Consider the following 25,835-nt stretch of genomic DNA (forward strand, 5'->3'; position numbering starts at 1 on the left):
GCAAGCTCGATAGCCAAGCTCACCTCATCGCTTTATTTAAACCTAGCTTTCAATTGGTTAATAGCTTCTGGTGGCGCCACTTTACTCAATGATGAAATACACTGTTCAAACGCTTTAGGTACGCCCGGTATATGGCTATTTCGCGCCAATACTTCACATTGTGCATACAAATGTTGAGGGTTACGGCTAAATTGGTAAGCCTTGTGTAATGACTGGCTCGCCGCAAGTACATCCGATTTTTCCAATGCCAAACCATACACATACCAATATTGTGGATCCGTCTGTCCCGTTTCAGCCGCTTGTTTTAAGTAGTTGGTTGCTTGTTTGTAATCTTTGATTCGCAGCATTAATAGCCCTGCACTATATGGCAACACACTCGATTTAGGTTGTGCTTGAATGCCTTTTTTCAATGTCGCCAATGCCTTTAGCTCGTCGCCAAGTGCACGATACAAATCAGCTAAGTTGGCGTAGCTATTTTCGAAATAAGGCTCTATCTCAATAGCGCCTTGATAAAACTCAATCGCCTTTTCATGCTGACCTAAATCTCGGAAAACGTTACCTAGGTTAGTACGTCCAAACCCTCTGTCGGCATTAAATTGCTGTATCTCGATGTACTCTTCCAGTGCTGGCTTGATTTGATCTTTCTGCAGCGGATTCATTTCTCCCCAGTAACGCACCAATGCGCTTGCAGTTTCTGCACGAATCGACAAAACCGGATCCGTGAGCAGTGACTCTAAGATCTGCCAACGATCGGTAAACGGAAAACCGGATGAACCTTGTACAACTCCTAGACGTATCATCTCATCGTCATGTTTCACCGCTCTTGCAAGTGAGATAAGTGTATTCTTGCCCGTGTTGCCACCCAAGCGTTCTAAACTTGATGCTCGAATGATATTGCTTAAGTTAGAATCTTGAGCCGAGTATGCCAACGCATCCTCTGCCCCTCTGTGTCCTATTGAGTCGGCATAAAAAGCAACCGCAAAATGTTGTTGGTTACGATACTTAGAGTTTGGGAACCACTCACCAATCTGTTTATCTGCCCACTGGTCAGTTTGGTCTTCATGACAGCTAGTACAGACGTTTGGTGTTTTAATATGTTGGCTAATATCAGGGCGTGGGATATGCCAACTGTGGTCACGCCTTGGGTCGACCTCCATGTAAGTCGTCTCTGGCATGTGACAAGTCGTACATTGTGAAGCTTCTGTATTCGCTTCGTGGAATGTGTGCTTTTCAGGCGTGTATTCTGATGCAATATGACATTGGCTACACACGGCTTCTTCCGCAATTTTTAGTTCAGCGGTATGGGGATCATGGCAGTTAGTACATGTGACGCCTTTTTCAGCCATCACTGATTGAAGGAAAGATCCGTAAACGTAATCTTCATCGTAGATTTGACCATCGTTATGGTAAAGCTCAGGAGTAATTAAGCTCAGGCGATACTTATCAAAGAATGACCCGTTCACGTGGTCTCCCGTTTCATTCAACTGAGTACGTCGGCTGTGGCATTGAGCACAGGTTTGAACTTGGTCGGTATGGATGATGTCTTTTGGTTGCAGGGTTGAGTTGCCCTCTTGGTAGATCCACTCTTTCACCGACTTCGACAAGTCGCGATCAAAACCATAATGCGCCGAGACTTGAGCATCCTTTCCGCCGTTAGCTTTGGCTAGCTTGGCCTGCTCTACGTGTTCGCTCGCAGGGCCATGACAGGCTTCACAACCGACATTAATCTCAGACCAAGTAGTGTTATAGGTATTACTCGTGCTGTCGTAGTTTTTCTCTAGGTTCGTAGAATGGCAATCGGCACACATGAAGTTCCAGTTTTGGCCACTGTTGGTCCAATAAAACTCATCAGTATTAGTCATCTCCGGATAGAGGTGAAACCAACGCTGGCCACCTTCATCCTTAGTTCGAGAGTCCCAAGCAAAAGGAATCAACTGTACTCGACCATCTTCAAATTCAACCATGTACTGCTGTAGAGGCTCAAAGGCAAAGGTATAGCTGATTTTGTAATCTTTGAACTGGCCGTCTGGCCCTTCGATATTGACCCAGAACTCTTCACCCTTGCGGAAAAATCGGTTGGGTTTACTGTCATGAGTGACTGTTTGATCGTTGAAATCGCCTAACACAGATTCGTCTGTAGCGTGCTTCATCGCCATATCATGATGAGAGCCCTGCCACGCTTCGACTTCTTCACTATGACAATCAACACAGGCTTCCGAACCGACATAGGTGGCTTTAGAGCCGACATGTGAAGCTTTAGAGTTAAAAGGCGAAGCTTGTTCAGTGGCATAGACATTAAAGCTCAGTATCGACAACATAAATAGTGACAACATAGAGGATAATGCTGAGACTCGCAGGTGTTTAAATCCGTTCACTAATAAGCACGACCATGCAGACATAACATTCCTTGTTTTCATACATCCTTATGCTTATTAAGGTAGACGTAAAAACGACTAAAATACAAGTATTTAGTGGCAGCGTTCGCGATAGTTGTGACTCTTATTCGTGGCGAGGATTTACTCATTGAAATACACAGAAAAAGAGCTCCGAAGAGCTCTTTCTATTTGTAGGTGTTCATTTATGAGTAATTGTTTGAAACGCAAATTACTTATTATGGTTCTCTTGAAGTTTTTCCATTACCTGATCCAAACTGAAACTTGCTGCTTTTTGGCGTGGTGGGTATTCAGCAAACGTTTCTAAGAACTCGCCAACATACGCTTGCGCAGGGACAAACATATAAGCATGGTCTAGCAACCAGTCATAATAGGTATTCGAAGTAATATCTGCGTTTTCGTATGGATCCATACGCAGGTTAAATAACTTAGGAAGACGCAACGTCACGAACGGTTCTGACCAAATCTGCATCGTACCCGTAGCACGTTGCTCCATGAATACTGCTTTCCATTGATTGTAACGAAGCGCCGCTAAATCACCATCATCAGTAAAGTAGAAGATCTCCGAACGACGACCTTTTTCTTCTTCACCTGTTAGATAAGGAAGGAAGTTATAACCATCTAAGTGGACCTTAAAGGTTTTATCACCCGCAGTATGACCTTTCAGTAGTTTCTCTTTGATTTGATCATCACCAGCAGCGGCAACGAAGGTTGGCATCCAGTCCATATGGTGCATGATTTCGTTAGATACCGTTCCTGGCTCAATCTTACCTGGCCAACGAACCATTGCTGGAACACGGTATGCCCCTTCCCAGTTAGTATTTTTCTCACCACGGAATGGGGTTGTGCCAGCATCAGGCCAAGAGTTCATGTGAGGGCCGTTATCCGTTGAGTAGAAAACGATCGTGTTGTCTTTGATACCTAATTCATCTACTTGTTTTAGTAGTTGTCCAACGTGTCGATCGTGCTCCACCATACCATCAGCGTAATTGCCGACACCTGTCACGCCTTTACTGTCGACTTTCACGTGCGTTCTAAAGTGCATACGTGTTGCGTTCCACCAAACGAAGAATGGCTTGTCCGCTTTAACTGCGCGATCCATGAAATCAAGTGCCGCGTCGAGTGTTTCTTCATCGACAGTCTCCATACGCTTACGCGTTAATGGCCCGGTATCTTCAATCTTTCCATCAGCAAATGATTTGATTACGCCACGAGGCCCAAACTTCTTACGAAACTCTGGATCGGTTGGATAATCCTCATTTTCAGGTTCTTCTTCAGCATTTAGGTGGTAAAGGTTGCCAAAAAATTCGTCAAACCCGTGTGCTGTTGGAAGGAATTCATCTTTATCGCCAAGGTGGTTTTTACCAAATTGACCTGTCATGTAACCCATAGGTTTAAGCAGTTCAGCAATGGTTGCATCTTCTGCTTGCAAGCCAATGTCTGCACCCGGCAAGCCTACTTTACTCAAACCTGTTCTTAAGACGCTTTGACCGGTAATAAACGTAGAACGACCCGCAGTACAAGATTGCTCAGCGTAATAATCAGTAAACATCATCCCTTCTTTAGCGATGCTATCAATATTCGGGGTTTTGTACCCCATCAGACCGAAGGTGTATGCACTCACATTGGATTGACCAATATCGTCCCCCCAAATGACCAATATATTTGGCTTTTCTGCCGCAAAAGTGGCGCTGGACGCGGCCATCATTGCTGAACCCAAAATCGCTAATCGACGTTTAGCGCCATATTTCGCTGTCATAGAAACCTCTTCGTAAGTTATTTGCATCCTGCCCTACAACGTATAGTTCATTTTTTACGCATGCGCGAGATTCCCTAAGCTATTAATCTTTTTGTCATTTTCATTGAGAGGCGGATACAGAAATCATCGATAGGGTTTACGCCAACAAACATGATAAGGATCACACATACAAACTAAGGTTTTATTCTTGCCACCCACTGGAGTTCATATAAATCAATGGGTTAATCAGACATCATAACGATTGGTTATAAGCACTATAAAAGGACGGGACGGAATTTTGGGAATAACATTTGCTCATCGATGTGTTGTTCTAACGCATTAATCTTAAAAGTGAATCGGAGTCCTTATGGGTACTAAAATTAATAAACTAGCATTAGGTGTTGGCTTATTAGCAGCTTCTTCAGCGGCAACAGCAGCAGAAAAACCAAACATTCTTGCTATCTGGGGTGATGACATTGGTGTATTCAACATCAGTGCATACAACAACGGTATGATGGGGTACGAAACACCAAACATCGACCGTATTGCTAACGAAGGCGCACTATTTACTGACCATTACGGTCAACAATCGTGTACTGCTGGTCGTGCTGCATTTCTAACTGGTCAAGAACCTTTCCGTACAGGTCTACTGACGATCGGTATGCCAGGCTCTGACCACGGTATCCCTGATTGGGCTCCAACGATCGCAGACCTTCTTAAAGAACAGGGCTACATGACAGCTCAGTTCGGTAAAAACCACATGGGTGACCAAGACAAACACCTTCCAACGAACCACGGTTTTGACCAGTTCTTTGGTAACCTTTACCACCTAAACGCGGAAGAAGAGCCAGAGACATACTACTACCCTAAAGACCCTGAGTTCCGTAAGAACTTTGGCCCTCGTGGTGTTATCAAGTCAACTGCTGACGGTAAGATCGAAGATACAGGCCCTATGACGCGTAAACGTATGGAGCACGCGGATGAAGAGTTCCTAGAAGAATCTCTAGCCTTCATGGAAAAAGCAGTGAAAGCTGACAAACCATTCTTCATCTGGCACAACACCACTCGTATGCACGTGTGGACTCGTCTACAAGAGAAATACCAAGGTAAATCTGGTATCAGCATCTACGCTGATGGCATGCTAGAACACGATGACCAAGTGGGTATCCTTCTAGATAAACTTGATGAGCTTAAAATCGCAGACAACACGATCGTAATCTACTCTACCGATAACGGTGCCGAGACAGTATCTTGGCCTGATGGCGGTGCTACTTACTTCCACGGTGAGAAAGGGACAACTTACGAAGGTGGTATGCGTGTTCCTCAGCTAGTTCGCTGGCCTGGTACTATCAAACCGGGAACTAAGATCAACGACATCATGGGTCACCAAGACTGGATTCCAACTCTACTAGCAGCGGCTGGTGATGATAAAGTGGTTGAGAAACTAGCGTCTGACAAAGGTGCAACTTACAACGGTAAAAACTGGCGTGTTCACCTAGATGGCTACAACTTCCTACCTTACTTTCAAGGTAAAGAAGAGAAAGGCCCTCGTGATAGCATGCTTTACTTCTCTGCAAACGCTGAGTTAAACGCTGTACGTTGGAATGACTTCAAGATTTCATTTGCTGTAATGGAAGGTAACATCACAGATGCTGTACGTTTCCAAACGAACTGGCCTCAAGTTGTTCACCTACGTGCTGACCCATTCGAAAAAGCACCACACGAATCTGGCATGTACCTACGCTGGATGGCAGACAACATGTGGTTATTCGTCCCAGTAGGTGGCAAAGTTCAAGAGTTCATGCAAACTCTTCCTGACTACCCAATGCAGAACAGCCAAGTATTGAACCCAGGTAACTTCAACCAGAACGTTTACATGCTTCAGGGTAAACTTCAGCAACTAGAAGCGGCTGCAGCACAAGCTAAGTAATAACTAGCTAACACTCAGCCTCCTAGTGAAGCAAACAAAGCCGTGATAGCTCGAACGTTATCTCGGCTTTTTAGTATCCAATACAAAGAACATATAGGCGGAAACCGTCAACTAATACAATTCATACCAAAGCTATCCGCTCATTTTTCAAAAATAAGAACTCACACTAGTCAATATGAACCTTGATATATGACCGTTGCGTTAAGATTTCGCAAATTTTTTCAAATCCTTATGACACGACTTGAATTGGAGTTCTTACCGTGCGATTGTAATTTAACTAACCATAACAACTGTATGATTATGAAGACAATCCAAAGCATTGCCCTACTTTCAACTATCATTGCTGCACCAGCAGTATTAGCTGACGTTGAAATCCAAGTTCCATCAAGTGTTGATATTCTGGCAGTAAATGAAGCCAAGCCTGACCTAGATGGCAGCTTATTTTCATCTCATAAAACCCTCACCGTTCCAGATGGCCAAAACCAAATCGTATTCCAATATCAACTTGCTTTTGATAAAGGTAACGACCGCGAGTTTGTTGATAGCGACGCTATTATTGCAACCTTTAGCACGACAAACGCCGTATTAACGTTTGATATGCCTAAATACCGTAATACCGCTGAAGCAAAGAAAGGCTTTGAGAACCTAGATTGGAAATTAGTTGATGAGAACCAAAATACAATCAGTGTTAAGCAAGACAAGCTATTGAAAGATGGTATGCAGATTGGTCGTAAATTCCCTCAGGAAGCAAAGGAATACAACCAGAAAGGTGGTGTCGCTGCACTAACACTAGGAGCTAGTACAGGCACAGCTGCGACTGTAGTACAACCAGTCACTCTACCAGCAAAGATTGATGCGAATGCGGCGAATACTGCTGAAGAAATGCTGTATTTCTGGTACGAAAAAGCCGATGCTGAAACCAAGCAGAAATTCAAAGATTACGTGAACAAGTAGATTAAGGTCTCTCGTTCAAACAAAAGAAGCTGGCATTCTGCCAGTTTCTTTTGTTTTTGTTTAACCAAGACAATTTAGGCTGCGTAAACTAAGCAGGATCAGTAGATAACACTTTGCCATCCACTTTTGTTGGCCACCCTAATGCTTTGTACTCTGCTGCCAGCAAATGCGCACAACGACTAGAAACTCTGGTTTTAATCCAATCACCAAGCCCCAATACTTTATATTCCAGTACAGCCATTTTCATAACAATTCTATTCCGCTTTATTTCAATTTATAAATCTAGCGAGGAAGTTATAGATATGGAAAAACAATGTATGTTCCAAAAGGAACACAGAAGCTAATTTTGTTGTGAAATACCCATTAAGTGTTGGTAAATTTAACAATAATGAGAGAAAAATTCGACTCAGTTCGCTCTTGTTATACACATGTTAGGACTTAATCTCAGTGACAGGATCTCGTATCATCAAATTCATCGGTGAAATATGCTCATACAACCCCTCAACATCGGTTATAAAAACCTTCCCTCTTTGGGTCTTCACTAAGCCCTGTTGCTCAATACCTTTAAGCACCTCATTCAATCTCGGTCTCGAGATCCCTGTAATGGTGCTCAATTGAGTTTGTGAGATATTAATACTCACGGTCGCACCTGCAATATTGGTTTGGCGTGCAGCAAGTTCCAACAAGACGTATATGGTTTTCTGCTCTTTTTCATGAATCGAAGATAAGTAAGCCTGCATCCAAATAGATTGCGCTTTGGTTCCACTGTGAAGTAGCCACTTATAGACCATGCACTTTCTCTCGGCGAGCTCTAAGATCTTATTAGCAGGGAAAAGTACCATAGTGATAGGCTCAACTTCTTCTGCCACAGCAAACAGTTTGTAGTCAGCATGAATAGACAAAGCGCCGATCCAATCTCCCCTTCCAATAATACCACCAGATAAGCTTTTCATATTTTCTGTAGAAAAACAGATTCCCGCGGAGCCACTCAAAATATAAAAGACACCGGGCAAATTCTGAAACTTTTGGGTAATTTCAATACTATGGACCCCTGTTTTGAGAACCGCAATGTCGATCAAGCTTTCTATCAGATCTGCTGACAATTCACATGGCCATTGTATTTGTTCACTGATTGTTGGTTCTAACAATAACTAGTTCCTCCTCCGATAGTCTTCATACAGCATTGACACGGTATTTCTCCGCGTTACTTAAATGTAGCTCATTACAACTACAACACTGTATTTCCCTCTAAATAAAATCATAGTTCTTAGTATCTTAATTCATTTATCTAGCTTAAAAACCAATAAAAATGACCTACACTTGTTGGTCCTTTAGGTGCTTCTAACTTTAATTGGATACAAAATTCAACCCTAAATACAAAGCCCTTATGCATACGGGCTTTGAGTAATAGCTATCTTGTTGACTAATGTCGAATGAAACAGATTCTGCTCACTAACATTGATAATCAGGCCTAATTCTAGACATAAGTAACATATCGATGTACTTACCCGCTTTGAATGTACTCAGCCTTTTGGTGCCTTCTAACTGAAAGCCTGCGCGTTCGTACAGAGCAATAGCGGCGTGGTTATCAGCATGAACCTCTAACTCAAGTCGAACGAGGTTAAGCCAATTATCGGATTGATTAATCGCTTCTTGCATTAACGCTTGACCAACCCCTTTGCCGTGTATATCCGGGTTAATCGCTATCGCAAGGCCAGCACAATGTTTGTCTCTCACCTTGGTGGTCATGAATAAAGTAATATGGCCTACTGCTTTGCCAGACACTTCAGCAACCAAAGTGAAATGGTCTGAATGACCAAACAGCCGATCTACCTGATCAGAGCTAAGGAAAGGCTTTTGTGACGTATTTTCTGATACTGATGGGTGTCGATAGATATCAAACATATCTTGGCTATCTGTCGTTTCAAGGTGTCTTATTTGTATTTCCAAAGCGCTTCCTTATATATTATTTCTATCCATAATCTAATTTTATATTACGGATAGAAACGAGCACCTACAACTCTTAATAGCTGTAAGTGCAAGAAATATTTAAACAAATAGAAACGCTGAGCCTAAGAAACTACTTTAATTAGTTTTTTACGTAGTGTGAATATCAGAATTTATAGTCCACACCAACGCTTGTGAATACTTGTTCTGAATTATAAAAGTCGATATTTGAATCAATAGATCTTAAGCCAAGTAACGTGACAAACGACCAATCTTTATAGCCCATCAAGCCACCAAACTCGTACGCTAAAAAGGCACCATATTCATTATCTTCGCGCGCTTTACCATAAATAGGGTTGGCTTCATCGTACTCACGATCACTAGCATCGAGCGTAACAACGAAACCATGACGGCCGATTCGCTTAGCGTAGTTTAATTCTATGCCATAGCTATCGAAGCTGAGTGCTCCGCCTTCTGCGTCTGAGTGGAAATACACCATTGAAGGAACAAATAGACCTGCTTGGTTTGGCAAGATAAAGCGGTACCCTGCTTTGGCGTATACATAGGTTCTTTCTCTATCCAGCAACACAGCTTCTTCCGGAGATAAGCCTTGGCTACCAGATAACTCTTCATCAACATCAGATTGCCCAAATGCGAGATCCGTTCGAAAACCAGTGCCACCAATATTAGTCAGTTGTAACCGTCCAACATTACCTTTGACATCAGTTTCGTTTCTATTCATACCAACGGCATAAGGATCTGACCAAGCCTTACCAGAAATAAGTGTCGGTAACACAGACAAATCCATTATGGTGCCACCTGAGAGTTGGTATCGATAACCAATCTCAAACGCAATAGTACCTGTCGCAATATCTTCTCGCGTCGTACCCGCATAAACTTGATGGGTTAGGGATTCACCGAAGGTATATTGAACTGTTCCTAAAAAGCCGAGTAAGCCTTGGTTCTCGCTGTTCCCTTCCTTAGTGTTGCATGCTTGATTAGAATCTTGTTCAGTACTCAAATTACTACTGTCAGAGTAGAAACCGGCCAAAACACTGAAGTTACCGCTGAAGCCTTCATTTGGAGCAAGGCCACTGTAAGCAGGCATTGAAGCCAATGCAGAAAATACAACTGGTAAAGAAAATCTCATATTTACATCCACTACTTGAATAATCATAAAGTAACTATAAGCAATAAAGCGGAGTAATAACAATCATTTAACAATATAAGCCTATCTGCTTGGAGCATTCGATATAGCTAACCCTAGGCTCAAAGGCACAAAGGCACAAAGGCACAACAAATTGATCTATCACGATTGAGCTTTCGTAATATCTCTCGAAAATAACGGACAAAACTCAAAGGATGACAATATGTTTAATAAATTGATCAAAACCATGTCAGTGCTCGTTGCGACGCTTCTTTTTACGGCTTTTGCTCACGCTGATCACCACGGAATGAAGAAAGACATCGTTGACGTGGCGGCTGAAAACGGCTCTTTCAATACTTTGGTCGCTGCAGTAAAAGCGGCAGGCTTGGTTGAAACATTGAAAGGAGATGGTCCCTTCACTGTGTTTGCGCCAACAGATGAAGCGTTCGCTGCACTACCAGAAGGAACGGTGGATATGCTGTTAAAACCAGAGAATAAAGACAAGTTAGTTGCAGTACTTACTTATCATGTCGTACCTGGGAAGATTATGGCGGCTGAAGTAACGAAACTGAACAGTGCAGTAACAGTCCAAGGTGAAGCGGTAATGATTGGAATCGATCATGGCAGTGTGATGATAAACAACGCCAAAGTCGTGATGCCGGACGTTGACGCGAGCAATGGCGTCATCCACGTGATTGATGCGGTGCTGCTACCAAAGTAATTAATAGTTATCGCTAGTAAGAAGCCTTCAAAAATCCTTTAAAGGGTGTGACCACTTCGCACCCTTTTCTTCTTCCACCTGTTACATAAACAAGCGCCCGAATATCAGAAATGCCGCCATCGATACCACTTTAGTGAAGACCACCACCCAGATGCAATCACCAATACCAGAGTGAGTCGCTTTCCCAAGTAGGAACACAAACAGAATCAACCCTAACACCCATCCCACCGTCGGAATCAATGACACCAAAGCAACGATTACAGCAATAGTAAGAAGGGATTTAAAATCTGCGACCACGAAAGACATTTTAGAGGCTATATACATGCAACATGCGGTGATTAATGCGTCCATTACAAACGCTAAAGCTTCAATTCCCACTTTACTTCCTTCACTGATATTAATTGAAGTGAATATTATCTCTAAAGTGATGAATTTTCTTTAAGAAGAGAACAGAAAGCTGGTGAAAACTGTAACAAAAATAAGATTACCATTCGTCTGAACGCAAAGATTTATTTGTTCGAGTCTTCTAAGCCTTTGACCAGTGCCCCCGACCGAGTCTGATTTGCTTTTTGATAGGCATCGAAGCCATCTTCGCTTTTACCTCCGAACAAACAAAGAAACGAGTTGATGACGAATGAAAAGAATGAGATGACGACAACAAAGAGAGGAAATAGCCCCGACACCCCAGCATCTAAGGCAAGAACGCCAACAGCGAAGGACAACATCGACACCAATGTATATAGTTTAGATCTACTCACATGACTCATGAACAACACTCCTTGTATTCATTCAATGTTTAGATTAGACAAATTATCTTGCACACAATTTGAACTCATCGACAATATCAATAGATCAGGAAAAGTTATCCTTAAAAAGGTTCATTAATATTTCAAACTCGATTTCTGTATTCCAACGAACACTAACCCACCTATTCAACTACTTTTTCCATCACGTAATTGGTTAGCTTTACGCCACGCATTTCGACTTCCTGTTCATTTACTACCTTAAAGCCAAGGTGCTCATAAAAAGGCCTTGCGGTAATACTTACTTCAGAGAAATACCTCGATACGCCACGAACTCGACCCACAGTGAAAACATGTTCCATCAACGCTTTCCCTACACCCTTTCCTTGATATTCATGGTGACAGAAAAAATGGTCAATCAAGCCATTGGGTTGCAGGTCAGTATAGCCAACAACGCAACCATCGAGCTCAGCCACAAAGGGTTGTAACCCATTCATACGCTTTTGCCATAACGCAAAGTCAAAGCTACTGGGTGCCCAAGCTTCTACTTGCTGTTGAGAATAATCTCGAACATTCACGTTACGTACGGTATGAAAGAAGATCTCCCACAGTGCTTTGTCATCACTCGTTTGATAATTTCGAATTCTAACCACGACATACTCCTTTTTGTCTTAAGTTCTTTCAGAGGTGCAAATAAACAGCTGAATCAACAGGCTCTATAATCCAAACTCAACAACCTCAGCTTTCGAGCAAGAGATCAACGATAAAACACAGCCAACCAGATCGTCACCATATCTTTGGCTGTACCAATAACCTTGTGCTTTTCTCGCGCAGCAATGTTGATGTAATCTCCTTTAGACAAGGTAACAACACGCCCCTCTTCAAACTCGATGACGCCTTGACCTTCGAGCACCATTACCCATTCATTCTCATCTTGGTTGTACCACCCCTCTTCTGGTGAACTGTGTCCATGTGACAGAATTCGCTCAATTCGAATATTCTCGTTACTAATGAGAGCGTTGAACATCTCATTGGGCAGCGACGAAGGGATATCAGCGTAGATATTTGGCATCGAGCTCTCCTAAATCTTGAATCATCGTCATGCGGTGTACTTTATTGCGTAGCAACAGATTCAAACTCTAAGCTATCGCATTCTTTTTGAAGTAAAAACGGTAATAACCCACCAAGTTGCTGCAAATAAACAGCGCTTCCATAAGAACCGCTGTTGGCGAGCCAACTAAATAATTGTGAACCAACCAAAAACTGGTGCCGATGATCATCAATTCTCTTAAGCGGCGGTCATCCTTATTAAACGCAGCGAAGGTTTGAAATACGGAAGCAAAGCAACTCAGTACGCTAGTCAGCCCCGAATAAGTCACGGCCGTTGCGACCACCGACATCGAACAGAATAAATATTTAAACTTAGACGAGGTAGAAAATACGCTCGTCAAATAGCGAATGGTGGCAATCGTCATTAGGCTCGCCGCTGTCCATTGCTCGAGTAGAATAAAGTGACTCGAAATAAGCACACCGGCAAAGAACAGACAAGTGACGATTTTCTTCCTTTCCTTGAACTGGAATGACAGAAGATCGAAGCAAATCGCAATGGCGACTAAGACTTGAGATAGATAAAACGCTGACACAGTGATTCCTTCAATAATAACTTACGCTTTAGCCGCTTCATTCAATCAATCATCGAACGAACTCGCTTGATGCGCTCAAACAGATACAGCCAATAACGCTTTAAATCTTCAACACACCACTAATCACAGTGGTCGCAGAACCGATTAGCTTTATTCGCCCATTAGCTAATAGCTCTGTCGACATATAGCCACCACGACGAGACGCCTGATACGCACTGAAGCTGCTTTTGTTTAGCTTTTCTGCCCAGTGCTGCGTCAATGCACAATGCGCCGACCCTGTCACAGGATCTTCATTAACCCCAACCCAGGGTGCAAAGTAGCGAGAAACAAAATCAAGTTCCGCATTTGATGACAGTGCTGTCACCACAACACCTCGTCCTTGAACACCTTTTAAAGCATCAAAGTTCGGTGAAAGCTCCAATAGCACTTGTTCGTTGGAAACTTCAATTAACTGCTTAGAGTCAAACTCTCTGAATGAAACGACTTGGTGCGGCTCTAAACCTAGATATTCAAGTAACGTGAGGTTAGGTTCGGAACGCAATGATAAATGAGTACTTGGGAAATCAAGCTCAATAGACGATTCACAAACTGCGGCTGATAACTCCCCAGATAAGGTGTTGAACACAACTCTATCACCGGTATTGAGCAGCCCTTGTTCCTTCATTACATGAACAGTTGCCAGTGTGCCATGCCCACACAGCTTCACCTGTACTTCGGGAGTGAACCATTTTAGCGTCATGGTGCTAAGCGAAAGAAAAGCCGTTTCGGATACCGCCATCTCTTCAGCGATTGAAAACATTAACGACTCATCCAATGGCTCTTTGGAGATACAGACCCCAGCAGGGTTCCCTTTAAACGCTTGAGTTGTAAACGAATCTACTTGATATATATCTAAATTCACAATACTGCCTAGCTCTGGCATTGATTAAATATTGCTGACTACAATAAGCACAAACACCCTGTGCTACAAGTGTTTAACAGCAACTTTACTATTGCTTATTCAATAAATATGGATTGATAAACTAGGCGTTATCAAAAGAGTTTACGAGTTCAACAGAGCGTTGAGTATATGGCTTAAACCAAAGATAAGGATTGGCAATCCCTAATTAGGGAACAAATAAGCGCACGTTCGCGGCACACCGATATCATATTGAGCTACGAACGTAAGCTTACGGAGTAATTACGATTTAATTAAATCTAATGGCGTACTAGAGCAGATTTCACAATAGTCAAGCCAAGTAGGCCTAGCATGACACCAGTCACTTTATCAATGTAGTAAGCGACACGCGTAAATTCTCGGCGAACTTTTGGTGCCGATAAAAGAAAGATGATCGCCGCATCCCAAACAAAGACAACCACCGTCATCCAAATACCTAACCCCAATTTGAACATGAAACCCACCTCATTGTTCAAAACAACTGTGAATAAGCTCAAGTAGAACAAAAGATTTTTAGGATTAAGAATTCCAGATAGAAAACCCGTGACGAATTCTTTAAGAAAAGTCGTTTGATTGGAGGTACTTTCTTCAGCAACATCAATATTACTGTAATTACATTTTTTGGCTCTTATCGCTTGAACAGCAAGATAAACGAGAAATACTCCACCAATAATCTTCAATGCAATCATAACAGAAACGGATGCCGCCAAAATCGAGCCGACACCAACTAGGCATAAAGCAATATAAACAGCATTTGCACTGGCAATACCGCATGCAACACCTAGCGCCTTTCTTCCCTTATTTCGAACAGCACTCTTCACCACAATCACAAAATCTGGCCCTGGACTTAACAACGCCAAAAAGTGGGCAATCGCCACGGTAACAAATACACCAACTAAACCTGCATCCATAAACTAACTTCCTTGTAGCTCAATTAATGCTTTACTATTGCATAATTAACGGAAAAGCACTCGTTCAATTGCATATTTATTTGCCCATTTTCAAATAATTAGACAGACTACGCGTTTTCATCAATCCAAAGTCAGAAGTCTATGACCTCATGTAAGCGCGTTTTCAGCTTTTCGTTCACTAAAGCGTAATATCACCATGATTTAACTTAATTATCTTGTAACCAAAGCTGGTTTATCGTTCTAACTGGATCGCAAGAGTTTGGTATCTACATGCAATGCATAAAGTTGAAGTGAAATTAGAGAGATAAATTTGAACCATGTCGCAAATTTTGGGCTACGATTGAGTTAGGTAAAGTAGGAAAGGAATCCGCCAGTGAAATCACTTTATGCTTCAGTTCTTGTGTCATCATCCATTTTGACTGGCACGGCATTTGGCCAACAGAACGACATATATCTCTACAATTGGGACGAATTTCTCTCTGACAGCGTCGTGACCCAATTAAGTGACACATACGGCATTTCTTTGAAACAACAGTTTTTTTCTGACGAGTCGATCAGAGATGAAGTGCTATTAAGCGAACGTCGGGGCGCATTTGAGCTAGTGATTATAGAAAGTGTAAAGCTCAATGCACTAGCCAAACAGAATCTATTTCATAACCTTCGTGAACTACAACAATCCATTGCTGGCAACATCGATTCAAGGTGGGTTGAAGGATGTGGAGAGCATGGTATCCCCTATGCTTGGGGGACAGCGGGAATCTTATATCGAAGTGACAAAGTAAGCACTCCCACCTCTTGGAAAGCTATTCTCGAACCAGACACGAACAGCCGAGGTCGCATAAGTATGTATTACGAACCAACCGATTTGGTGAGTACCGCATTGTTAGCAAATGAATTTGAGCCATTCACTAATAACGAGCAAGAACTTCGCGTAGCTTACAAAACCCTGCAAGCTCAAAAGCCTCATATTGAAAGCAGTGAATACGTCATTGACTATATCCACCAACCTGAACGTCTCGCTGAGATCAACCTCGCCTACGGCTACTCAGGCGATAGCTATGTACTGAACGATGCGGAACCTAATGCTTCTTGGGCTTATATTGTCCCTCACGAAGGTACTACGTTATGGTTGGAATGTATTGCTGCAATTAACAACGGTGAGCTATCTCCACAAGCGACCACGATTCTATCATTCTTATCTCAACCCGAGATCGCCGCTCAAAACGCGATGGATTCCTGGTTTGCAACTCCAAGCTCGAAAGCAAAAGTACTGACCACTCAAGAGTATCAAAACGATCCGGAGCTATTCCCTAGCAAAGAGGTATTAGAACGCAGCTATCTATATGAGCAACTCGAGCCCAATGGTATTCAAATCCGTAACCGTATTGTCGACAGTTTGAGATAATCAATGCCATTATTGAAGAAGCTCTATTTTGTACTCGTTCCTACGTTATTGTTCGTGTTTGCAATAGGCGGAGTGGTTACCTATAACTTAGCCTCTAACCACACTAAACACCTGTATTTAGACGAAGTACAATCCGATGTAAACACCGCCCTAGTTGCGGCTGAGTACGAACAACTCGGCTTGTCTTTACTAGTAAAAGATATTGGTTCATCCTTACAGTTCTTACGATATATTCAAAACCCCGGAGACTACACCACCTTATCCCTATTGGAAAAAAGAGTACTTCGAGTCTTAAACCAAAGTCACGTAAATCAATTTGGTCAACGTAATATCTATGTTGTTGATCCTAAGTTCCAATTAACGCTATCTACTTTACGAGTTGACCCTTTTGAAGGCCTAAAAATCCCCGATAATATCTACGAGGAAGTTTTCGATATCTATACATCTTTGATCAATAAGAATGAACTCTCCCACGAAGGCTTTTCTTATATCTCTGTGAGTGGTGAACTCAGATACGCCTATGTTGCTGCAATAGACCCTTATTTACTCCCCCAGGACAAGCGCGCAAAAATGAGTTTGAATCGATATATATTGATTGCAGATGGCCCATTAAAACAACTCTCGAATTTACTCACCAAATATAACGATGATGACAATATGCAACTTCTAATTGAACCATCATCAGATACCGAGCATATTGACAACACGCAATTCGTTATTAAATCCTTTAAACAAACTAAAGACAGCATCAACGTTGAGATGAATAGTCGACACTTTCTCGCTCAAATTAATATTCGTGAAAATAAATTCAATCCAGAAAAGTCCATCATCGCTCAGCAGACCTTACTTGGTAGCTTAGCGACACTATTCAGTATTATACTCATCGTACACATGGTGGTTCGTTATCAATTAGTTCGCCCGCTCAAAGACTTGTTACATGAAATTTCCATTGGTGGTCTGAAGCTCAGATATTTCGAACGCTCATCAGGGCAAAGCGAAATTGATGGGCTAAAAAACGCCTACATAGATTCACTTACGGAATTAAAATTCGAAGCCGAATTCGACCAACTGACCAAACTTGCCAACAGACGTTCGTTCATTAGGCACCTTGATGTACGCATAAAAAGCTCAGTGAATCCACGTTGTTACTTAGTTTGCTGGGACATTATCGACTTTCGTAAAATCAATGATTTATATGGCGCAAAAGTGGGTGACAATGTACTGGTAAGCCTAGCTAAAGTGCTCAGAGAAACGTTACAGAACCAACAATCCTCTTTCGGCTTTAGTTGCAGCGACTATTCAGTGGCAAGGCTTGGAGGAAACCAATTTATCGCCCTATTAGAAATAGGCGAGCGCCAATCTATCAACGAAGAAATTGAGAATATTAACAACACCCTAACGAGCACAACCTTCCTCGATTACTATGGTTTCAGGCTCTCTATTGCTACTGGCGTCCTGCCTGTCGACACCCCGAAATTTGAAGAGATATGGCATCGATGCATTGATGCGATGCTGATTAATGCAAAAGCTCACAGTGACGGAGAAAGCAGAATTGTTTACGGAGAAGAGCTGATCCACTCACTTGAAAGAGACGATGTTATTGAGAAAAGGCTATTGGAGTGTTGTGAAAGTGACAACTTTGAGTTGCGATTTATGCCTATTTTCAACGCTCAGACACTAGATATCGCTGGTGTGGAGTGTCTCATTCGCTGCCCTGCACTATTCGACATTAGTGCCGGTCCAGATGAGTTCATTCCGGTCGCAGAGAAAAGTAATTTAATATCTAAACTCGATATGTGGGTAATTAGTACCGCAATTAAGAGCTATAAAGAGCTCTCTGAGATCCACAATTATAAGGGCACCTTATCCATCAACATCTCGGCAATGGAGCTCTACAATCGTAATTTTGCCGACAATATCCGAAAAGTACTCGAACGTAATCAAGTTCCGCCTAGCAACATCATTATAGAAATTACTGAGACCAGTTACGTAAAAAGCAGCAAACTGACCGTGCAAACCATCGAGAGTATCAGAAGCTTGGGATTAAAGGTTTCCCTCGACGATTTCGGAACGGGTTACACGGCATTTAATCAGCTTCTTCATTATCCTGTCGATGAGCTTAAAATTGACAAGAGCTTTATCGACAATATCGTCGACGACAAAGCTGACCGTAAGATGGTCGAATCCATGGTTAACTTGGGGCACTCTTGTGACACCTTAGTTGTTGGGGAAGGAGTCGAATCTATCGAGCAATATCATCACCTTCGAAAAGCCAACTGCGATCTAATACAGGGGTATTATTTCAGCCAACCATTAACTTACATTGAGTTTATCGAATTTGTTCGTGACCATAATCCACAAACAATTCTAGATCAGCAAGGTATTTTAAAATCGGTCCCTAACAAAAGGATCATAGCGCTGAATCAAAAATAATTGTTATTCTACTTTTAACCTGAGCTACCACCAGAAATCAAACGCAGTAATAACCATTAGGTGTATTGGAATTAACGCTTAGTAAACAGACATGAGTTTCATCCGAAGCGAATAAAATACGTTTAGATTAGGATTGTTATATAAGGCTGTACACCTAGTCAAAGGTAGACACATCGATATTAATGAGGAGTAAGACTTTTAAACAATCTTATCCCTTGATGGTAGTCAATAACTCCATCATGTCTTTAGAGCTTATGTTTTTCTTATGCCTTACTACAGCGTCAATCATCAACTCTAAATTCCCCGCTGATATGTAATCACTAAGCACATCATTAAACCTCTCCTGAATTTCATCACTCGCATACAAATGGTCAGGAATAAAAAATAAGAATTGGCTTCCGCTACTGCGAAAGGAAATAGTGCTTTCTGGTATCTTAGCGGTCAAAGACTTAGCTGCCGAACTCACGACAAGATCGCCATATTCAAGGCCATATTTTTGATTAATTTCGCTAAGATTTCTGATTCGGACAAAATAGAGATCAAAGTTGTTGTCCTTCGAATAGCTATTCTTCACAAATTTCATCAATGAGATTCGATTGCGAAACCCTGTAATAAAATCCGTAGAATAGAGCTTTCTTTTGATAGAGAAATCCACATAGAAAATACCCCCTGTAATCAACAAGATGGCAACTAGAAACACACTACTGATTCGATGGACGGTAACTAAATTATCAACCATTGAAGTATTTTCTTCAATCACAGGGCTTTGTAAGCGAAACTTGTCGTTAATAAAACCAACGAGTGTGTGGTAACAAATATCGACCTTTTTCTGTAAAGAATTCTTCGGTAACACACCTCGTTCAACCAATTTAATTGAAGCTTCCAAACTCTTAAATTTCTCAAACTCCGCAGTAAAATAAGGCCTAAAGTTTGCTGATTTAATAAAATTAGAAGACTCGGTACTGTTAATTAATATATCAAAACGGCTCCAAGTAATATCGTATGCTAGCCATAACTCGTCATAATCAATGTTTTCAGAACGGCTCACCATCAAGAAGTTGGCATATTCTTTTACCAATTGAAAAACGAACCACGTTGCTTCATTTTGCCGATTCGAGAAACTCTTATTGATATCATTGATACGGGTGACACTGTAAATATTAACGGTAAGCACAACTGCCGCTAGAGATAACACGACGACTTTAATGGCAGTCAATGACAACAGCTTTTTCATACTAAGCCCTTACAAATGAATATCGCGTATCTGCCAGATCATTTTGGCATGAAAGTCTGTGTTATTTATATCTGGAGTCGAAGAAAGTGGATATATCAACCAGTAGGGTCCTTTGTCTCTAACCGACATAAATTTTCCATTTTGTTTTATCGCAATGATTGGCTGATAATCATAAAAATCTTCTTTAGGCACCGCGATTTTATAGTCGTTTAACGCCACGAAAGTTACCTGAGATGCAATAGGTAAATCCATTGTTTCAAGCACTGTTTGCAGAGTTACACCGCTATAAACCAACTCTCCATCAACCCAAGGTAATGATGTAATAATCTCTTGTTGGGGAAGTTGTAACAGTTGATTTCGGCTTAACTGGTGCTTTTGACCTAGATGGTCAAATACGGTGAGTTGCGATGTAGCGAAAATAGAAAATGAACACAATGTAAGTATAAACAACAGTGCAGTTCTCATTTCAAACTCCGTTTTAAAAAGGTCACTAATCTGAGTCTAGTCCATATTAGCCATTTGACTTGCTTAGACATTGCCTTATTTTTTGATTCGTACAACTCAACCCATACTAAATAACATTTCAACCTTATAATCCAGCGTGAACACAACCTTTGCTCCTTCCCAGATAATCATTCGCTCACGTTTATTTAGTAGAAATCTCTGCTTTTTAAACACCTTGAGTAATCCAATCCAGCCACTGAATACGTAATGGCCAATAAAGTTAACAATAAAAATGAGTCAGCAAGTAGCGAGAATGCCTGACGCTGCATAACCTTTAAACGAACGTAACCAGTTTTGAGCGCCTTTTAAACTGACATTAGTCGCTTTGAAGTCCACCAGCCTACAAACGTTGCGCTCTAAGAAAGGTTTACTCACTTCATAATCAAGGGAATCGATAATGAGTTTAAATAAGCGAAGACTTAACCCCATGACGGCAATTTCTACCTTAGTAATGACGCTGGTCATGTTTCCTGTTTCTGCTGAAGTTAACAAAGAGCAATTTGAATTGGGTAAGCAGAAAGCCAAGGTGTGTATGACTTGTCATGGCGTTGATGGTATCTCAACACAAGACCCCTACCCGAACCTTCGCGGTCAAAAAATAGGATACCTGATCTCTTCACTTAAAGATTATCAGACACGAGAAAGAACCAGTGGTTTAGCGATTCTCATGCAACAACAAGCCGACACGCTCTCAGACCAAGACATCCGTGACATTTCCTACTTCTATTCAGTGCTCGGCAACGAAGCAGGCTCACTCAGCGATTCAAATTAAGTCAGCGATTCAAAATATCTAGGCAAGGAGCCTTGTTATGGAACAAGTGACAACGCAATACAGCATTAAGGTCGTGAAGTACTTCATCATCGCCTCCTTAGTGTGGGCGATTGTAGGTATGATCATCGGCGTGATTCTCGCCGCGCAATTATATTGGCCAGTCTTAAACTTTGATTCTCAATATTTCCAGTTTGGTCGACTGCGTCCGCTACATACCTCTGGAGTGATTTATGGCTTCGTGGTGAATATCTTGATGGGGACGTCTTTATACATTGCCCAACGAACAGGCCATTGTGACTTGTTCAATAAAAGCCTTTCATGGATGGTCTTTTGGGGCTGGCAATTCATCCTGTTACTTGCGGTCATTTCCTTACCCGCAGGCCACACTACTTCAAAAGAGTATGCGGAGCTTGAATGGCCAATCGACTTAATGATTGTGCTGGTTTGGGTGCTGTATGCGGTGTTATTCTTTGGTACCCTTGCTAAACGTAAGGTGAGCCATATCTTCGTGGCTAACTGGTTTTTTGCTGCTTTCATCATCGTCGTTGCAATGATTTTTATCGTGAACAACCTCGCAATGCCTGTGTTGGCGATGAAATCCTACTCTGTGTTTGCAGGCGCTCAAGATGCGATTGTTCAATGGTGGTGGGGACATAATGCCGTCGGCTTCTTACTGACCGCCGGTGTGATTGGTATGAACTACTATTTCATACCTAAAGCGGCGGACCGACCTATCTACTCGTACCGTTTGTCTGTAATCCATTTCTGGGGCTTGGTCGGCTTTTACACGTGGGCCGGAACGCACCATTTGGTTTACTCTTCCGTTCCTATCTGGATTCAAAACATCGGCATCGTAATGTCTTTGATCCTGTGGCTCCCTTCTTGGGCCGGTGCGTTTAATAGCGCAATGACCCTCCTACAAAACAAAGAAAAGCTGAAGTCCGACTACATTCTTTTATTCTTTTTCTCAGCGATTCTTTACTACTGCTTGGCAACATTCGAAGGTCCGCTACTCGCTATTCGCTGGTTCAACATGGTGGCACACAACACCGAATGGATCATCGGGCACGTACATTCCGCGGCTCTCGGATGGGTTGGGATGTCAGGGATAGCGGTTTTTTACTATTTCATTCCACGCTTATGGGGTCAAACCGATCTATGGTCACGACGACTGATTAAATGGCACTTTTGGCTCGCTCATGCTGGCGTCGCCATTTATGCGATTGCACTTTGGATCGCAGGCATCGGCGAGGGGTATATGTGGCTCGCTCAAAATGAAAATGGCGAACTGATTTACAGTTTTGTAGAAGCTATGGACTTTAAAGCACCTTGGCTATTCATGCGTTTCTTTGGTGGTGCGCTGTTTGTACTTGGACTGTTCTTAATGGCTTTCAACTTGTACAAAACGGTTCGTATGCCCGCAGTACATGATGCTAAACACACCGTTAATGAGGGGGCTTAAATGATGAGTAAAGACTTTACACATTCAATCGTCATTTTAATTTTGACCACTGTTGTCGTGGCCTCCTTCTCTTTATTGGTCTGGGTAGTGCCAAGCATTGTCCGTGGCGATGATATTGCCAAAGGCAGCTTAGCGATGCCACTCACACCGATAGAGTTAGCAGGCCGAGACATATACATCAGTGAAGGCTGCCATGTTTGTCACACACAAATGGTTCGCCCTCTAGAGCCAGAAGTGAAGCGTAATGGTCGCCCGAACCAAGAAGCGGACGATATCTATGAGTTTCCTAACTTGTGGGGCTCTAAACGTACTGGCCCTGACCTCACTAATTTAGGCAGAAAGTATTCTGACCAGTGGCATGTTATTCACTTAATTGATCCTAGAAAAGTCGTACCGACATCGATCATGCCCTCTTACCCGTGGCTGTTTGAGCAGACTCTTACTGGCGATGATATTAGCGCCAAAATGGATGTGTTACGTACCTTAGGTGTGCCTTATACCGATCAAGAAATTGGTGACGCCCGTTTGCAAGTAAGAGGCAAAACCAAAGGTGAAGCGCTGATTCGCTATTTACAAAGCCTGGGTAAAGATACGTCACAGGAGGTATCACAATGAGCACTTTTTGGAATTTATGGGCTGTATTATTAACCTTAATATTCTTTGTTCTGATGGTATCGGTTGTCGTTAAATACTGGCGAAGCAATCACAAGGCCGATCATGACAACACCATCGGTACCTTTGATGGTATTGAAGAGAAAGACGCACCGCCACCTAAACTATTGTTTGTCAGTTATGCGGTCGCATTTCTTTTATCTGCAGGCTATTTGGTGCTCTACCCCGGGCTTGGCGAATGGGGAGGGTTAGTCGATTGGGAACAAAGCGATGATAAGCTCAGTTCACCGACCACCAGCCTTAACGAACAATTTGCACAAACCAGCGAAACTACGTTAGAGGGATTAGCTGCCGTCCCAGAGATCGTGAACAGCGGTAGGATTCTGTTCCAAACTCACTGTGCCGCTTGTCACCGAGATAACGCACAGGGACAAAAGCACTTTCCTAACCTGATAGACCAAGAGTGGCTTTATGGTGGCAGTGATGAAGCTGTGATTCATTCGATCGCCAAAGGCCGGAACGGTGCTATGCCGGGTTGGAGTGAAATCATGCGCCCAGACGAGGTGGCGAAGGTCTCCTACTATTTAGCGTCTCTCAACCAACGTCATACCGATGTACCTGAAATTAAAGTCGAGCTCGGTAAAACCTTATTCACCAAATATTGTTCGTCTTGTCATACCGATGGTGCCGTCGCGAATCCTGCGATCGGTGTCCCTGATCTTTCGGACGATATCTGGCTTCATGGTGGCAGTATTGAAGAGATTCAACACACCATTAACTACGGCTTGAATAACCTCATGCCAGCGTTTGAGAATCAGCTAACCGAGAACGAAATACTCGCGCTTGGGGCTTACATACGTCACGCTGGAGAACTGGAGCAACAGAGGATCGCGAGTTTGAAAGTATCGTCTGTTGAACGTGGAGAATACTTAGCGCATGCCGGTGACTGTGTGGCTTGTCATAGTGCGGAAGGTGGAGAACCCTTTGCTGGCGGCTTGCCGTTCGTGACACCTTTCGGCACCGTGTATTCAACCAACATAACCCCACACACCACCGAAGGTATTGGGACTTATGACTTCGATGATTTCCGAGCCGCGTTAGTTGCGGGTAAAGGTAAGAACGGTTACTTGTACCCTGCAATGCCTTACACCTCTTATCAATACCTCACCGATCAAGACATGGTCGATTTATGGGAATACATGCAGTCAATCACCGCCGTGCCACGACGCAATGATGACAACAGCATGATGTTTCCATCCAATATTCGCTTAGGTTTGCTTGGCTGGAACATCGTATTCATGGATACCGACCCTATTGATTATGAAGTACCAGAGGAGCTCAAAGGAGAAATTGAGAATGTCGATAAGTGGCAACAAGGCAAATATTGGGTCGCAGGACTTGGTCACTGTTCGGAGTGTCATACACCACGAAACATTGCCCAAGCACTGATACCAGAACGTATTTTCCAAGGTAACTTAATAGACGGTTGGAACGCACCTGACATCACCGCAAATGAGCTCTATATCGACGGCTGGGATGAGAAAACACTCACCGATTTCTTACACACAGGTCACTCAGACAAAGGTACGGCTTTTGCGGGTATGGCAGATGTAGTGAAAAACAGCCTAAGCTTGATGACGCGTGAAGATATTGAGTCTATGTCCTACTACTTGCTGAGCGGTGATATCAACAACACCATTAGCAGCGATGCCGTGCCGTTACAGCCTCAAGGCTTTGATGAAGAGTCTTACGCAGCTGAAATCTACACCACGTATCGTCAAACCTGTGGGGCGTGTCATGGTGATGATGGTAAGGGTCGCGACCCTATCGCCCCTACTCTATTGAATAACGGTATTATCATGCACAGCGACCCATTCAACACCATTGCGGTAACCGTTCGTGGCTTGCAGCCCACCTATCTCGACAAGGATAGAAACTTCATGCCAATGGCAAGTTTTGAGGATGTCCTATCGGATCAGAGACTGGCTGAGTTGATTACCTTCGTGCGATTGCATCTTGGAGACAGGCAAGAACCAGTCACCGCAGAGCATGTTCGTGAGGTAAGAGAAACACTTGAAGCTGCAGGTTACGCAGGTGGCTTACATACCACACCGGACATGTATGACCGCAGAGATAACACCATCAACATCCGATAGCGGACATATCATTTAGACAGTGAATTGCAATAAACCAAAGGAGGCCAATGTGCCTCCTTTTCATTTTCGGTCCTCTTGTACGCAGTGGCGTCATACAACACAATTATAACTAACTGATTACACAATTAAGCAGGCCTGCACATAATGCGATCAATCTCGCAGAACAAAGATGACACCAAGTGCATAATATGTA

24 protein-coding genes are annotated in these 25,835 nt (G+C 42.7%); 9 read left to right on the forward strand and 15 right to left on the reverse strand.

The features are described 5' to 3' along the window. Positions 1–32: 32 nt before the first annotated feature. Positions 33–2,399 carry a multiheme c-type cytochrome gene (locus ATB74_RS05905; protein ID WP_061017207.1) on the reverse strand — a complete coding sequence of 789 codons (2,367 nt, stop codon included), beginning with the start codon at positions 2,397–2,399 and terminating at the stop codon, positions 33–35. 205 nt (positions 2,400–2,604) lie between these two features. Further along, the gene (locus ATB74_RS05910; protein WP_061017747.1) at positions 2,605–4,152 is read right to left on the reverse strand and encodes an arylsulfatase; all 1,548 of its coding nucleotides are present in this window, start codon (positions 4,150–4,152) and stop codon (positions 2,605–2,607) included. 346 nt (positions 4,153–4,498) lie between these two features. Between ATB74_RS05910 and ATB74_RS05915 the strand changes: the two genes are divergently transcribed. Both ATB74_RS05915 and ATB74_RS05920 read left to right on the forward strand, forming a co-directional pair. After that, a complete protein-coding gene (locus ATB74_RS05915) occupies positions 4,499–6,061 on the forward strand; it encodes an arylsulfatase (protein ID WP_061017209.1) in 1,563 nt (520 codons plus the stop codon). Positions 6,062–6,361: 300 nt separating this feature from the next. Then, entirely contained in the window at positions 6,362–7,015 is a 654-nt protein-coding gene (locus ATB74_RS05920; protein WP_061017749.1) for a DUF2057 family protein, read from the forward strand. An 88-nt stretch (positions 7,016–7,103) separates the two neighbouring features. On the opposite strand, the gene ATB74_RS24235 is transcribed toward ATB74_RS05920, so the two are convergent. The 4 genes from ATB74_RS24235 to ATB74_RS05935 all read right to left on the reverse strand — a co-directional run bounded on the left by ATB74_RS24235 (position 7,104) and on the right by ATB74_RS05935 (position 10,112). Beyond that, entirely contained in the window at positions 7,104–7,262 is a 159-nt protein-coding gene (locus tag ATB74_RS24235) for a hypothetical protein (protein WP_179946893.1), read from the reverse strand. Between the two features lie 184 nt (positions 7,263–7,446). Then, on the reverse strand, positions 7,447–8,163 hold the full coding sequence (locus ATB74_RS05925) for a Crp/Fnr family transcriptional regulator (protein ID WP_061017211.1): 717 nt from the start codon (positions 8,161–8,163) through the stop codon (positions 7,447–7,449). 304 nt (positions 8,164–8,467) lie between these two features. After that, a complete protein-coding gene (locus ATB74_RS05930) occupies positions 8,468–8,965 on the reverse strand; it encodes a GNAT family N-acetyltransferase (protein WP_061017213.1) in 498 nt (165 codons plus the stop codon). Positions 8,966–9,128: 163 nt separating this feature from the next. Further along, positions 9,129–10,112, reverse strand: a complete 984-nt coding sequence (locus ATB74_RS05935) for a DUF2860 family protein (protein ID WP_061017751.1) — start codon at positions 10,110–10,112, stop codon at positions 9,129–9,131. Positions 10,113–10,332: 220 nt separating this feature from the next. Between ATB74_RS05935 and ATB74_RS05940 the strand changes: the two genes are divergently transcribed. Then, complete coding sequence (locus ATB74_RS05940) at positions 10,333–10,830, forward strand: fasciclin domain-containing protein (protein ID WP_061017215.1); 498 nt, start codon at positions 10,333–10,335, stop codon at positions 10,828–10,830. Between the two features lie 81 nt (positions 10,831–10,911). Here the strand turns inward: ATB74_RS05940 and ATB74_RS05945 are convergent, their stop codons facing one another. The 7 genes from ATB74_RS05945 to ATB74_RS05975 form a co-directional block, all read right to left on the reverse strand. After that, the gene (locus ATB74_RS05945) at positions 10,912–11,208 is read right to left on the reverse strand and encodes a hypothetical protein (RefSeq protein WP_050621588.1); all 297 of its coding nucleotides are present in this window, start codon (positions 11,206–11,208) and stop codon (positions 10,912–10,914) included. Positions 11,209–11,339: 131 nt separating this feature from the next. Then, positions 11,340–11,597 carry a hypothetical protein gene (locus tag ATB74_RS05950; RefSeq protein WP_061017217.1) on the reverse strand — a complete coding sequence of 86 codons (258 nt, stop codon included), beginning with the start codon at positions 11,595–11,597 and terminating at the stop codon, positions 11,340–11,342. Positions 11,598–11,758: 161 nt separating this feature from the next. Further along, positions 11,759–12,226 (reverse strand): GNAT family N-acetyltransferase, encoded by a 468-nt coding sequence (locus ATB74_RS05955; RefSeq protein WP_061017219.1) that lies wholly within the window; start codon positions 12,224–12,226, stop codon positions 11,759–11,761. 104 nt (positions 12,227–12,330) lie between these two features. Continuing rightward, a complete protein-coding gene (locus ATB74_RS05960; protein ID WP_061017221.1) occupies positions 12,331–12,645 on the reverse strand; it encodes a cupin domain-containing protein in 315 nt (104 codons plus the stop codon). 67 nt (positions 12,646–12,712) lie between these two features. Beyond that, complete coding sequence (locus ATB74_RS05965) at positions 12,713–13,216, reverse strand: YgjV family protein (protein ID WP_048660308.1); 504 nt, start codon at positions 13,214–13,216, stop codon at positions 12,713–12,715. A gap of 100 nt (positions 13,217–13,316) precedes the next feature. Further along, positions 13,317–14,117 (reverse strand): PhzF family phenazine biosynthesis protein, encoded by an 801-nt coding sequence (locus ATB74_RS05970; RefSeq protein WP_061017753.1) that lies wholly within the window; start codon positions 14,115–14,117, stop codon positions 13,317–13,319. A 296-nt stretch (positions 14,118–14,413) separates the two neighbouring features. Beyond that, positions 14,414–15,064 (reverse strand): LysE family translocator, encoded by a 651-nt coding sequence (locus ATB74_RS05975; RefSeq protein ID WP_061017223.1) that lies wholly within the window; start codon positions 15,062–15,064, stop codon positions 14,414–14,416. Between the two features lie 373 nt (positions 15,065–15,437). Here ATB74_RS05975 and ATB74_RS05980 point away from each other — a divergent pair, with 373 nt between their 5' ends. Then, complete coding sequence (locus ATB74_RS05980; RefSeq protein ID WP_061017225.1) at positions 15,438–16,469, forward strand: ABC transporter substrate-binding protein; 1,032 nt, start codon at positions 15,438–15,440, stop codon at positions 16,467–16,469. A 3-nt stretch (positions 16,470–16,472) separates the two neighbouring features. Continuing rightward, positions 16,473–18,902: a putative bifunctional diguanylate cyclase/phosphodiesterase gene (locus ATB74_RS05985; protein ID WP_061017226.1), complete on the forward strand. Its 2,430-nt coding sequence runs from the start codon at positions 16,473–16,475 to the stop codon at positions 18,900–18,902. A 208-nt stretch (positions 18,903–19,110) separates the two neighbouring features. On the opposite strand, the gene ATB74_RS05990 is transcribed toward ATB74_RS05985, so the two are convergent. Together ATB74_RS05990 and ATB74_RS05995 are read right to left on the reverse strand one after the other, a co-directional pair. Then, positions 19,111–20,136: a diguanylate cyclase domain-containing protein gene (locus ATB74_RS05990; RefSeq protein WP_061017228.1), complete on the reverse strand. Its 1,026-nt coding sequence runs from the start codon at positions 20,134–20,136 to the stop codon at positions 19,111–19,113. A gap of 9 nt (positions 20,137–20,145) precedes the next feature. Then, a complete protein-coding gene (locus ATB74_RS05995; protein WP_061017230.1) occupies positions 20,146–20,601 on the reverse strand; it encodes a molybdopterin-dependent oxidoreductase in 456 nt (151 codons plus the stop codon). A gap of 436 nt (positions 20,602–21,037) precedes the next feature. Between ATB74_RS05995 and ATB74_RS06000 the strand changes: the two genes are divergently transcribed. The 4 genes from ATB74_RS06000 to ATB74_RS06015 are packed head-to-tail and all read left to right on the forward strand — an operon-like array spanning position 21,038 to position 25,642. Then, complete coding sequence (locus ATB74_RS06000; RefSeq protein WP_061017232.1) at positions 21,038–21,412, forward strand: c-type cytochrome; 375 nt, start codon at positions 21,038–21,040, stop codon at positions 21,410–21,412. A 37-nt stretch (positions 21,413–21,449) separates the two neighbouring features. Further along, positions 21,450–22,874 carry a cytochrome-c oxidase, cbb3-type subunit I gene (ccoN, locus tag ATB74_RS06005; protein ID WP_048608572.1) on the forward strand — a complete coding sequence of 475 codons (1,425 nt, stop codon included), beginning with the start codon at positions 21,450–21,452 and terminating at the stop codon, positions 22,872–22,874. Then, a complete protein-coding gene (locus tag ATB74_RS06010) occupies positions 22,875–23,489 on the forward strand; it encodes a cbb3-type cytochrome c oxidase subunit II (RefSeq protein ID WP_061017234.1) in 615 nt (204 codons plus the stop codon). Continuing rightward, a complete protein-coding gene (locus ATB74_RS06015) occupies positions 23,486–25,642 on the forward strand; it encodes a cytochrome c (protein ID WP_061017236.1) in 2,157 nt (718 codons plus the stop codon). Before ATB74_RS06010 ends, ATB74_RS06015 begins: the two co-directional genes overlap by 4 nt. The last annotated feature ends 193 nt before the right edge of the window (positions 25,643–25,835 follow it).

It is taken from the genome of Vibrio splendidus, from assembly GCF_001557875.1.
GTDB lineage: Bacteria > Pseudomonadota > Gammaproteobacteria > Enterobacterales > Vibrionaceae > Vibrio > Vibrio splendidus_F.